This window comes from Shewanella sp. WE21 (genome assembly GCF_002966515.1).
Lineage (GTDB): Bacteria > Pseudomonadota > Gammaproteobacteria > Enterobacterales > Shewanellaceae > Shewanella > Shewanella oncorhynchi.
This window is the reverse complement of sequence record NZ_CP023019.1, coordinates 2219583-2232348: the sequence shown is the minus strand read 5'-3', so window position 1 is coordinate 2232348 and position 12766 is coordinate 2219583. Positions and strand designations below refer to the sequence as shown.

Annotated in this window: 11 protein-coding genes; 3 read left to right on the top strand and 8 right to left on the bottom strand. The window is 46.5% G+C overall.

Annotation, left to right across the window (positions count from 1 at the left end):
• Positions 1-88: 88 nt before the first annotated feature.
• The 4 genes from CKQ84_RS09625 to CKQ84_RS09610 form a co-directional block, all read right to left on the bottom strand.
• On the bottom strand, positions 89-646 hold the full coding sequence (locus tag CKQ84_RS09625) for a porin family protein (protein ID WP_105251065.1): 558 nt from the start codon (positions 644-646) through the stop codon (positions 89-91).
• A gap of 207 nt (positions 647-853) precedes the next feature.
• The gene (locus tag CKQ84_RS09620) at positions 854-1306 is read right to left on the bottom strand and encodes a hypothetical protein (protein ID WP_105251064.1); all 453 of its coding nucleotides are present in this window, start codon (positions 1304-1306) and stop codon (positions 854-856) included.
• A 14-nt stretch (positions 1307-1320) separates the two neighbouring features.
• Positions 1321-2211: a cation diffusion facilitator family transporter gene (locus CKQ84_RS09615; RefSeq protein ID WP_105251063.1), complete on the bottom strand. Its 891-nt coding sequence runs from the start codon at positions 2209-2211 to the stop codon at positions 1321-1323.
• Positions 2212-2262: 51 nt separating this feature from the next.
• On the bottom strand, positions 2263-2772 hold the full coding sequence (locus tag CKQ84_RS09610; protein ID WP_105251062.1) for a Spy/CpxP family protein refolding chaperone: 510 nt from the start codon (positions 2770-2772) through the stop codon (positions 2263-2265).
• Positions 2773-3056: 284 nt separating this feature from the next.
• Here CKQ84_RS09610 and CKQ84_RS09605 point away from each other — a divergent pair, with 284 nt between their 5' ends.
• Together CKQ84_RS09605 and CKQ84_RS09600 are read left to right on the top strand one after the other, a co-directional pair.
• Positions 3057-3743 carry a response regulator gene (locus CKQ84_RS09605; RefSeq protein ID WP_105251061.1) on the top strand — a complete coding sequence of 229 codons (687 nt, stop codon included), beginning with the start codon at positions 3057-3059 and terminating at the stop codon, positions 3741-3743.
• 14 nt (positions 3744-3757) lie between these two features.
• Entirely contained in the window at positions 3758-5107 is a 1350-nt protein-coding gene (locus CKQ84_RS09600; RefSeq protein ID WP_105253044.1) for an ATP-binding protein, read from the top strand.
• A gap of 97 nt (positions 5108-5204) precedes the next feature.
• On the opposite strand, the gene CKQ84_RS09595 is transcribed toward CKQ84_RS09600, so the two are convergent.
• The 4 genes from CKQ84_RS09595 to CKQ84_RS09580 form a co-directional block, all read right to left on the bottom strand.
• Complete coding sequence (locus tag CKQ84_RS09595; protein WP_105251060.1) at positions 5205-6185, bottom strand: MDR family oxidoreductase; 981 nt, start codon at positions 6183-6185, stop codon at positions 5205-5207.
• Positions 6186-6358: 173 nt separating this feature from the next.
• Complete coding sequence (locus CKQ84_RS09590; protein ID WP_105251059.1) at positions 6359-6877, bottom strand: ankyrin repeat domain-containing protein; 519 nt, start codon at positions 6875-6877, stop codon at positions 6359-6361.
• Positions 6878-7054: 177 nt separating this feature from the next.
• Entirely contained in the window at positions 7055-8575 is a 1521-nt protein-coding gene (locus CKQ84_RS09585) for a catalase (RefSeq protein WP_105251058.1), read from the bottom strand.
• A gap of 282 nt (positions 8576-8857) precedes the next feature.
• Complete coding sequence (locus CKQ84_RS09580) at positions 8858-10759, bottom strand: sigma-54-dependent Fis family transcriptional regulator (protein ID WP_105253043.1); 1902 nt, start codon at positions 10757-10759, stop codon at positions 8858-8860.
• A gap of 380 nt (positions 10760-11139) precedes the next feature.
• Here CKQ84_RS09580 and CKQ84_RS09575 point away from each other — a divergent pair, with 380 nt between their 5' ends.
• Positions 11140-12660 (top strand): aldehyde dehydrogenase family protein, encoded by a 1521-nt coding sequence (locus CKQ84_RS09575; protein ID WP_105251057.1) that lies wholly within the window; start codon positions 11140-11142, stop codon positions 12658-12660.
• Positions 12661-12766: the final 106 nt, after the last annotated feature.

Genomic DNA, 12766 nt, shown 5'->3' with positions numbered 1-12766 from the left:
TCAAACAATAAAAAGGGATATCTTCACATCCCTTTCTATTTGAAATTAATTTTCATTGGCATGAATTAAATATGCCAAATCTAATAAATTAGAATTGATAATGCATACCTATAGCGAATTGCTTAATATCAGTGTCAATATCTTTTAATCCTAAATAGCTACGGTCGGCATCTAAATCACCTGTAGTGACATCATAGCTTACACGGATATTTAAGTGCTCTGTTACGGCGGCATTAACACCTACACCATAAGTCCAACCAAAACCAGTAAAGTCTTCATCGTAACCATAGCCATCAACATTCGCCGCCATAGATGCGATACCCGCTTTGGCATAGGCAGAAAAAATATCATTAATTTGTGCAGTAAATTTAGGTGTGAAGCTTAATGCACCAGCACTAATATCAACATTCTTATCGCCTAAGTCACCAGTGGCAAACAGGTTAGCTTCTAAACCAAACCATTCATTGAAGTTATAGCCACCGTATACGCCTACACCAGTACCGGTTTCTGAACCATCAAAAGCATCTGCTGTGACTCTATTTAATGCACCACCCACATAAAATCCAGTAGTGTCGGTTGCTGCAGAGACTTGAGTGGCCGCTAATGCTGATAGTAAAGAGATAGCAACAATTGATAATTTATTCATCATAATTCCCTAATGATTTAACGAAAGTATTAGACGGCGCGGATATTACAATAAGCAATTCAGAAGTGTCATGGTTTAAATTATCAAAATACAAATCATACAGCATTGATTCAGCTTGAGTCGGAAAATGGAAGTTATTGTTATTCGTTATGTGGCTAAATAATATTTACTGTAAGTATTATTTTTAAATTGAAACTATTAATAACTTTAACTTAACACCCGCAACAGCCCTATAAAACTCGCATATAGCCAACGGATGAGGGAACGACGCCTTCTCACATCCAAACATTCGGATACGACAACTCTGCCAGACGCCACACAAGTAATACGTGTACGCCAAAGAAATAATGGCCAGACATGGACTCGATAAGCTTGGTTAGCAATGTCGAGATCAATTTTCTGCGGTAAGTAATAAAGATGTTTACGCAGGACTAACTGACTCCAAGCCCCCGCTATCACAGGAGATACGGTACTATCTGCTTGATTTACTATCGAAGGTTTCTGTTCCATTAGGAGCGTGATTTCTGCATTCATAGGAATGCTAACGTCAGAAACCACAGATTCGGCTATCAACTCAAAGCGAGTCGATAGCCTATGATAGCGGCATATCAATCGAGTGGAATGATCCCATCTGTGACTTTGCTTCTGCATCCATGCCATAGCTTGCCCTTCATTTATGTTTCGTTTATATCAGGTTTAACCGGATCTTGGTGAATAATCACCTCAGCATCTTCGAAGGCGGCTTTGACTCTTATCCCTGTTGTATCGGCAATACTGTGGGCTTCATTCAAACTCAAATTGCCATCGAGTTCTAAATGAAATTGAATAAAAACAGTTTTGCCTGCTTGACGAGTGCGCAAATCATGCAATCCTTGCACCCGTGGATCTTCCATCGCGATTTGCGTGATTTGCTGGCGAGTCTCTTCGTCTAGCTCTCTGTCTAACAAGGCTTGAATTGAGCGATAACCTAAGCCAAAGGCTTGATGACCAATATAAAATGCAATCATTACCGCAAATAAACCGTCAGCCCACCACCAACCGTATTGCGCTAATACTAATGCCAACAATACCGCACCATTAAGGAATAAATCTGATTTATAGTGCAGCGAATCAGCTTCAACCACAGTACTTTTTGTCGCCGCTAATGCGCGTTTCTGCAACATGACTAAAGCTAACGTCATCACAATCGCTATGATAGAAACAACTACACCTATGGTGGCATTTTCAACCGGAACAGGTGTTAATAGACGCTCGCCACCATAGAACAGTAATAAAAATGCGGAGCCCATAATAAAGGCGGATTGCGCTAGAGATGCTAACGGCTCAGCCTTACCATGACCATATCTGTGGTCATGATCCGGCGGCACAAGCGCGTAACGAATGGCAATAAAATTGATAATAGAAGCGAGAGCATCGGCAAAGGAATCCGTCAAAGATGCCAACATACTGGCAGAGCCGGAATAAAGCCAAGCGAACATCTTGATAAGAATAAGGATCAAAGCGGTAGCCACGGAAGCGCGGCTAGCCAGTTTGACCCAAAAATCGTATTGGGAAGTTTGAGTCATAAGGGATCTATCTTGGGAAGCTATGACCCTATTGTATATCAGCTAAGACGCTTAACCGCGAGGTTCTTTACCAGCTTGTGCTTCAAATCGCGCTTTAAACTTAGCTTGCTGCTCTGGTGTCAGCAGATTAAATATTTGATTATGCAGCTTCATACGTTCAATGGCTTGAGTTTGACGCTGCTCTTGCTGCGCACTCATCAGTGCCTTTGCTTGTGTTTCATCAAAACTAGGCGCGGTAATTAAGGCCTGCATCTCAGTGCGATGTGCCAAGCGTTCCTCTTTCGTTGGACGATTATCAGCACGCGTGGCTTTCTGATCGGCAAACAACTTTTTGACGTCAGCTTTCTGGGCATCCGTTAAATCGAGCCCTTCAAACATACGATGCATGCCACCGTGGCCCATATGTCGGCCACCATGTTCCATGCGGTCGCCTTTGTGGAATTCAGATTTAGAGAAGTCGCAGCCAGCATCCTTAGGTGCTGCATTAACTGCCGTCGCGAAAACCGCAGAACTCGCTAGAATGGCAAACAGGCTCGCTTTCAAAGGTGATAATGTTTTCATAGTGTTAACCTCGATGGTTCAACTTTAATATGGCAAGTAATAAGACACAGTGACGACCCTTTTAAGCCGAGTCACTTTCGACCCTTCCAGTCTAAACCCCTATATGTAAGTGAGGGCGTTGCCTGAGTAAATCACTGTAAAGTTGCGGCAATAACTCTATTCTTTACTTTGGCTTACATTGCTACACAGCAATTGACATCAAAACAGGTATACTCAGCCAAAGCGCTAAAAGTGCCTATGATAAACAGGCACATGAGGCCACATTACAGAGATTAAGGAATAGTATGAGTCGGATATTATTAATCGATGACGATCTGGGTTTATCTGAGCTACTAGGGCAACTGCTCGAGTTAGAAGGGTTTCAATTAACCTTGGCCTACGACGGTAAACAAGGTTTAGATCTGGCATTGACCGCAGATTACGATCTGATCCTACTCGATGTCATGCTGCCTAAATTAAACGGTTTTGAAGTGCTACGCGCACTGCGCCAACATAAACAAACCCCAGTATTAATGCTGACCGCTCGCGGCGATGAAATCGATCGCGTAGTTGGGCTTGAAATCGGCGCCGATGATTATCTGCCAAAGCCGTTTAATGACAGAGAGTTAATCGCCCGTATCCGCGCCATTATTCGTCGTTCGAACTTAACAACCCAAGAAATCCATGCCGCGCCCGCCCAAGAGTTTGGCGATCTACGCTTAGATCCATCGCGCCAAGAAGCTTACTGTAATGAGCAATTAATCATACTCACAGGCACTGAATTCACTCTGCTGCACACCCTAGCACTGCACGCTGGAGAGTTGATGAACAAGGAAGAGTTAAACGAGAAAGTGCTCGGCAAAAAACTCATGCCCTTCGATCGCAGCTTAGACATGCATTTATCGAATCTACGTAAAAAACTCCCCGAGCGTAGCGATGGTCGGCCAAGGGTGAAAACCATCCGTGGCAAAGGTTATATTTGGCTCCCATAACGGCGGTATCGACTGTGCCTAATCGTTTATTTATCAAATTATTGCTCGGATTTTGGCTGTGCAGCTCGCTAATCATTGCCTTAGTGGGTCTGTTACCATTGCTGCAACAAAATCACGACCGTGCGCCACTGCCACCTCACCTTGAAAAAGTCCTATCGACGATAGCTAAGCGCATTCAAGAAAACCCCGCCTTACTGGAATCCGATTTTCTTCGGCGCTGGGAAAGACACAGAGACATGGAAGGTAAACCTCTACGGGTCTATCTTGTCAACAGCCAAGGCCAAGTTATCAACACCCACAGGGTGAGTCGCGGTGTGCGCAGCTTTATGCTGATGGCAGATGAAGAAAAACAACCGATTAGCCATCAGTTTAAAGATGAGCTGGTGTTTGGTCCCTATCAATTTAATCTGGGCGCTGAAACCTATTCACTTTATGGCCGCCTACCGGATAACCATCCACGGCCTTGGTTCTTCTTCTTCGCCGAAAATAAGTTATTAACCTTAAGCCTAGCGATTTTCCTTTCGGGATTATTATGTGGCTTGCTCGCGTGGCATTTAGGTAAAGCATTAAATTCACTCAAAAAAAGTGCGAATGCCCTCGCCGAAGGTGACTTAAGTCACCGTGTCGATAAGTCCACCACACAGCGTAAAGATGAAATAGGCCAATTAGCCAAGGCCTTCAATAGCATGGCCGACTCCATCGAAGCTATGGTGAATAATCAGCAGCGGCTCATGGGGGATATTTCCCATGAACTACGCACCCCATTGACGCGGCTACAGTTATCCCTTGCCCTCGCTCGTAAAAAAGGTCAGCAGACCACCGAAACGGAACGCATAGGTTATGAAGCTGAGCAACTCGAAAAGCTTATCAGTGAATTGTTAGAGCTCTCGCGGGTCAAGCTCAGTACTAACGAAACCAAAGTACATTTAGGCTTGGCCGAATCCCTGAGCCAAGTTTTAGACGATGCGGAATTTGAAGCAGAACAGCAAGGTAAAAGCATTACTATCGATATCGATGAAGAAATTGAGTTAGCGCATTTTCCTAAATCACTTTCCCGCGCGATTGAAAATCTGCTGCGTAACGCGATCCGTTATGCCGCAAGCGATATTCACCTGCAGGCGAGTGCGACGGCTGATCAAGTACAAATTACCATAAAAGACGATGGTCCAGGCATAGATGCCGCCGAACTCGATGCCATTTTTAAACCTTTCTACCGCCCAGACTCGGCAAGACAAAGAGAAAGTGGAGGCTGGGGACTTGGGCTGGCAATCACTGAAGCGGCGATCACCGCCCACAAAGGTAAGATTAAAGCCGAGAACCGTATACCAACAGGCCTTAAAGTGACGATTACACTGCCGAAATAGCCGATATGAAGAACAAGTACAGGAGGCTCAACTAATGGTTTAGTCGTAATTGGCAACACCTCAGTGTTGCCATCGTGTTAAAACGTAGGAAACGGGATTACAGCTTAACTAATACACGTCCTGTGACTTGACCTTGGATAATTTTATTTGCGAAATCAGGCACCTCAGCCAATGATATCTGCTGACAAGCTTGCTGATAAAAATGTTCGGGTAGTGCTTTAATCACAGCTTCCCACGCCGCTTTTCGTTTCTCAAATGGACAAGAAACAGAGTCGATTCCCAGTAAACTCACACCCCGTAAAATAAACGGCATAACGGTTGTTGGTAATGCAAAACCGCCCGCTAAACCACAGATAGCGGCTGCACCACCGTATTGCATTTGCGCTAATGCTTTGGCGAGGATCTTGTTGCCAACGGTATCGACCACACCCGCCCAGCGCTGCGCCTCAAGCGGCTTAGCATCTTGTTCAAGCTCACTGCGATCAATCACTTCTGCAGCACCAAGCTCCTTCAATAAAGGCGCATTCTGTTCAACCCGACCACTGCAGGCAACCACACGATAGCCAGCATTGGCGAGCAAAGTCACCGCCACAGAACCCACACCACCACTGGCACCTGTGACAAGAATATCCCCACTTTGCGGTGTTACCCCAGCCTGCTGCAGCGCTTGCACGCACAACATCGCCGTAAGCCCAGCAGTGCCTATCATCATGGATTTAGCGGCATCACAACCTTGCGGCATGGGCACCAGCCAGTCGGCTTTAACTCGCGCTTTTTGCGCCATACCACCCCAGTGGTTTTCGCCTACGCCCCAGCCCGTCAAAATCACCTGATCGCCAACTTGGTATCTCGCATCAGTCGATTCGCGCACCACGCCCGCAAAATCGATGCCTGGTACCATAGGAAACTGGCGAATGATTTTGCCCGCACCGGTCACAGCTAAACCATCTTTATAATTCAGCGAGGAATAGGCGACATCAACCAAGACTTCCCCTTCTGGTAAATCAGCTTCTGTGATCTGTGAAACCTGAGCAAACGTACGTTTATCTTCTTGCGTCAGTAGTAAGGCATCAAACATAAATCGCTCTCCGAAGGCCAAACCGTATTAAACGATATTCAAAAAGTTACCATAAAAGGCATAGACATCATTAACAAGCAGACTTATTGCTAATAGTAAATGCTGAGATCTAAACAGATTAAAGATAATGACCCAGAGTGATCGAGCGCAAGAGATGGCAAGATCTAGCGTCTTTATTGCTTTAAACTCGCCTGCTGTAAAGCGCCGCTTTGACCCCAGTAGCGGGCAAACTCAGTCAAGGTCATTCCGGCATTATTCGTTAGGTTCGCATCGCATTCTTTCGCGTATAGCCGCTTTACGATAGTGAATTCGGCCTTAATCACTGCGCCCATCATTGCCGTATTACCACGCTTATCTTGCAAACAAGCATTAGCACCATGCTCAAGCAATAAATCCGTTGCAGCCTCTTGGCCGTTATAGGCCGCCACCATTAGCGCGGTATAGGTTTGACTATTTCTCTGGTCAATAGGGAAGCCCGCATCGAGAAAATGCTCAAGCACTGTGATATCGCCGGTACGCGCTGCAGCAAAAAAGTAGTCCACCAGCAATTGTACTTGTGCGGTATCGGGCTCGTCCGTTTGACTGACAGTTGCGGGTGTAACCAATGGCGCTTGAAGCGAACCCGCCCCCATTGCCACCGACATACTCAGGGCCACAATAATCAATAATAAGATAGCAATAGTGTGTTTCATCAATGGCTCCCAGCACAGCTAAAATAGAGATTTAAACAATGAGACGTGACGAAATGCCCGCAAGACGCTCTCTTAAACTGGGCAGAAAAGAGCTTGTTTACGTCTTGCGGGACTTACTGGATTCGGACAGTTAACGCGCAAATCTCTGCGACCAAAACAGTCCTAAAAATAACGACATCAGATTGAACGCTGTTTAACCTCGGCCAGATCACCCTTTACGGCCTTGGTTAAACGCTCACCAAACTCAGGGTCTGCACGATAAAAGTGACTGAGCATCTGATGTTTCACATTGGTATCGTTCACTTTGCCTAAGTCACCGGCCAAGTTAGTGATCAGATCTGCTCTATCTTGCTTGCTCAAGCTGCGATAAAAGACGCCCGCTTGGCTAAAGTTATCCTGCTTGCTAATAGCCGTTTGTTGCACAGTCCCCGTCAGCGCAGTTGTTACCGCACGATAACGATTATCTTCGGCCAAGGCTAAATGTACGCTCGGTTGATAGTTCACATCGGACTGGGTATGCCCCATATTGCCCGCACCTTCTTGGTTGTGGTTTGCCACCGCCACTAAGGGTTTATTAATCGGCAATTGCGACAAATTCGCGCCGAGTCGATACAGCTGAGTATCGGCGTAGGAGAACATGCGGCCTTGCAGTAATCTGTCTTCCGAAGGCTCAATCCCAGGGATCAAATTCGATGGCGCAAATGCCGCTTGCTCAGTCTCTTGGAAGAAGTTTGCAGGCATGCGGTTCAGCGTCATAGTGCCCACTTTTTGTTCTGGCACATCTAGCCACACCTTAGTGGCGTCTAACGGGTTGTAATCAAACTTATTAAGCTCAGTCGGGTCGAGTAATTGAACGTACAGATCCCACTTAGGATAGTTACCCTTGTTGATCTCACTATAAAGATCATCGGTTAAATGGTTAAAGTTTTGTCCTTGGACTTTAACCACTTCATCGGGACGTAAGCCTTTAACACCTTGCAGACTCTTCCAGTTAAATTTCACGTATTTAACTTGGTTATCTCGATTCACAAATTTGTACGCATGCACACCGAAACCGTCCATTTCACGATAACTGGCAGGTACACCTAAGTTACTGTAAACCTGAGTCAACATATGAGTTGAACCCGCTTCGTGACTGAAAAAATCGAAGAAACGATTCGGATCTTGCATATTGGTCACTGGCGATGGTTTGAGTGAATGCACCATGTCAGGAAACTTGATCGCATCGCGAATGAAGAATACGGGTAAGTTATTACCTACTAAGTCCCAGTTACCTTGGTCCGTATAAAATTTGGTCGCAAACCCTCGGGGATCACGCAGCGTTTCTGGCGAACCTTTCGAGTGGATCACGGTAGAAAAGCGCACAAATACGGGCGTCACTTTACCTTTTTGTGCAAAGGGTGCCGCTTGGGTTAGGTTACTAAAATCGCCACTCGATACAAATTCACCATGCACACCTGTGCCTCTGGCGTGGACGACACGCTCAGGAATACGTTCACGGGCAAAGCGTTGTAGCTTCTGGATAAGCTGCACATCTTGCAATAACACGCTGCCATTACTGCCCGCTGTGGTCGAGTTTTGGTTATCACCCACAGGTGCACCATTGTCACGTGTCAGGGTATTTGTTGGTAAAGTTTGAGCCTGTACATTCAATGTCAGACCCATAGAAATAATTAAAAGGCTTTTAGTAAGATGCATAACAGTTCCTCTTCTATGCATAACGCCAAGCTCTTTTCTGCCTGCCCGCAGTATAGTTCTGAATTTGTAATTAGAAGAAACGATCTTTATCGATTATACGAATCAATAAAACCTATTAGACATAAATTGGCAACAACAAAAAGTCACATTGTCAGATACTGAAGCTAGAGATTGTGGACTAAAACCTCTCGGTTTTAGTCTATTGCGAAGTGGATAAACGTGGGGTGATTAAGAGATATTTAGCGATTGATTGAGCTTCACAACAAGAGCCGTAAGCTAGCATTAATCCTTAAGCCCCATCTGTTTTAATCGCCGGTACAAGGCATTACGGCTGATCCCTAAACGCTTAGCGCATTGGCTCACATTGCCATTACAGGCCTGAAATGCCTGCAGCACATTGCTATAAATCGCCTCATTTAGGGAATCCGATTGAACCTTTGTGACATTCGGCTCCACAGCGAACTTACCACTTTGCAGCTGTGATGCTGAATGTTGACGGCTTACCTCCTTAAATTCTTCAAATAAGGGGGCTGCTTGTAACAGGCCTACTTTTAACGGCTCGCATGTGAGTTTGGCCGCCAGATAATCAGGTAAATGCTGCCAAGTTAAAGTGTCATCGCCTTCAGCCATCAAGCAAGCGACTTGCATGAGGTTATCCAGCTCACGCAAATTCCCCGGCCAGTCGTATTGCATCATTTGCCCTAACAGTTCTGGGCAGATATCCTGCGCGGCGATACGATGTTTACGATGCAATTTATGGATAATACGCTCGATATCCTGCCGCTCACGCAGCGCAGGTAAACGTACTTGCAGACCATTCAATCGATAGAATAAATCCTGCCGAAACAGCCCTTGAGTCACCTGTTGTTCTAAATCCATATGGGTTGCGGCAATGATTTGGATATCGACTTTAAAGCTTTGATTACTGCCAACGGGTACCACTTCGCGCTCTTGCAATACTCTGAGTAAACGACTCTGGGCCGCCAGCGGCATTTCACCAATCTCATCTAAAAACAAAAAGCCGCCGTGGGCTTGGCGAATTTTACCGATAAATCCAGTGCGGTTTGCCCCAGTAAAAGCGCCAGCCTGATAACCAAAAAGTTCAGATTCGACTAATTCAGCGGGCAATGCGGCGCAGTTCACTGTCACTAAGGGCCCGGTGCGACGCGCACTTTGGGCGTGGAGTTTTTTAACAAACTGCTCTTTACCGACGCCAGTTTCACCAAGCACTAACAGCGGAATTTGCTTGGTGATCACCTTATTGGCATGTTGCCATGCGCGCTCAAGTTGAGGATCGCGAAACCGCACCCCCAATTGATTGAGCGATTTATTGCTAATCGCAACTCGACCCTTAGCGCTGGGAATATTTAAGGATTGAGTCTGTAGATGCAAGGCTAAATGCTGATTAAAACCACCCGCACGGCTCCAATTATCGCCTAAGTACTGCTCGACGGTATCGCCCACCTTAGCATGATTAAGCAATTGTTTCGCCATGGGATTGCACCCCACAATGCGACCATCGCTATCGGCAATCACTATACCCTGCCAACCCGAATTCAACAGGTTTGGCTGCGCAGCTAAATCGATTCGATAATGACTATCGGGCAGATGGCACAAAAGCGCGGTCTCGACCTGTTGCGCCAAACTGGACACTAACATCAGCGTCTGCTGGGTGTGCCTTTGCTGCTCGCTGGTGATATCAATCACCCCGAGCATCTCACCTTGGGGGGAAAATATCGGGCAAGCAGTGCAACTCATAAAACGGTTCTGGCGAATAAAATGCTGCTCACCCACCACGGATACCGCTTGTTTGGCCGTAAGCGCCGTCCCTATCGCATTAGTGCCCTTATGCTGCTCAAGCCAATTCACCCCAATATCCAGAGCCACATCCGCCAGTTTTGTGGAGTAATGGCTCACGCCCCAATGCCTAAGTACATAACCCTCGGCATCGGAGAGCAAGAGTCGGCTATTAGAATGCGCCATCAACTGATTGAACAAAGGCAAGGCATGGGATTGCACTAATGCGATGAGCATTTGATATTGCTCATGTTTCTGCTTTAGTTCACTAGCATCGAGCCTGAGTTCCTGGGGTAACTGAAATTCTGACAAGCCAGCGCCAATGCTGCGCTGCCACGAATCGGCCAACCACGCCTGTGTCAATGGTAAATGCGGTTTAACTGTCATAGCCGTGCCCCCCGAGCTGTGTTCCGTTTCGGCACAATTGCTGTGTGCCACTCAATGACAAAGTAACCACAGGACACACTTCTCTCCCTGAGTGCCCATACTTATTCAAATCTGCAAAATTAGCTTTTCATCATACTGTTAGCACAACAAGTGTACAACTCCTGCCAGTTTGGCACTCTCCTTGCGATGCTCACTTGGTATGCAAGCCTAAGGTGTTGCATAAGAGAACACTAAGCCAATCAATAGGATTGGCTTAAAGCAAAACGAAAAATATTTAAAAAGGCATCCAGCAGAGATGCATCAACAAGACTCCCTTGCTGAAGCCAAGAGCGTAAAAATCGCCAACGCCCAGCATGCCATCCACAAGAAGGAATGATTCTATGATTTATGCTCAACCCGGAACCGCAGGCGCAATCGTTAACTTCAAAGAAAAATACGCCAACTTTATCGGCGGAAAATGGGTCGCCCCAGTCAATGGCAAATACTTCGACAATCGCTCACCCGTGAATGGCCAAAATTTTTGCCAAATCCCACGCTCCGACGCTCAAGATATTGAATTAGCATTAGATGCTGCCCACGCAGCCAAAGACGCTTGGGGTAAAACCTCAATCACCGAGCGCTCAAACCTGTTACTGCGCATTGCCGATCGCGTCGAGCAAAATCTCGAATACTTAGCCGTTGCCGAAACCTGGGAAAACGGTAAAGCGGTGCGTGAAACCTTAAATGCCGACTTGCCCTTATTCGTCGACCACTTCCGCTACTTTGCAGGTTGTATCCGCGCACAGGAAGGCAGCGCCGCCGATATCGATGGCAACACAGTCAGTTATCACTTCCCAGAGCCTTTAGGCGTGGTCGGCCAGATCATTCCTTGGAACTTTCCGCTCTTAATGGCGGCATGGAAAATCGCCCCTGCGCTGGCGGCGGGTAACTGTGTGGTACTCAAACCTGCGGAGCAGACGCCGGTATCGATTCTGGTCTTGCTCGAACTGATTGAAGACCTATTACCCGCGGGTATTCTTAACGTAGTCAACGGCTTTGGCGCCGAAGCAGGACAAGCTTTGGCCACCAGCAAACGCATCGCTAAATTGGCCTTTACGGGCTCCACCGAAATTGGCTATCACATTTTAAAATGCGCCGCCGAATCCTTAATTCCATCGACCGTTGAGCTTGGCGGTAAGTCGCCTAACGTGTTTTTTGCCGATGTGATGGACCATGAGGACGAATATTTAAATAAAGCCGTCGAAGGTATGTTGTTGGCCTTCTTTAACCAAGGTGAAGTCTGTACCTGCCCATCTCGGGTGCTAGTCCAAGAATCGATTTTCGATCGCTTTATCGAGAAAGTGCTCGCCCGTGCGCAAACCATTAAGCAAGGCGATCCCTTAGATACCGACACTCAAGTTGGCGCTCAAGCCTCTAAAGAACAGTTCGATAAAATCTTAAGCTACTTAGCCATAGGTAAGGCTGAAGGTGCAGAAGTGCTACTGGGCGGCACACTTTGCCAACTCGATGGCGGACAAAGCGAAGGCTATTACATCAGCCCGACGATTATGAAAGGCCACAATAAGATGCGTATCTTCCAAGAGGAGATCTTCGGCCCCGTCATTTCGGTCACCACTTTTAAAGATGAAGCCGAAGCCTTAGCGATCGCGAACGATACTGAGTACGGCCTAGGTGCTGGTGTGTGGACGCGTGATATGAACACGGCTCAACGTATGGGACGTGGCATTCAAGCGGGCCGCGTTTGGATTAACTGTTACCATGCCTATCCTGCCCATGCCGCCTTTGGTGGTTACAAAAAATCCGGCATCGGCCGCGAAACCCATAAGATGATGCTCAACCACTATCAAAATACCAAGAATCTCTTGGTGAGTTACGATGTTAATCCTTTAGGTTTCTTCTAAGTTTTTTGGGGCTCAAACAAGCTGATGTGAGGAAGCTTTTATTAGGTTTTTAAACGTCTTTGCAAGCAAGCTTATAAAACTTTCCGCATGAGTAATAGATACAAAT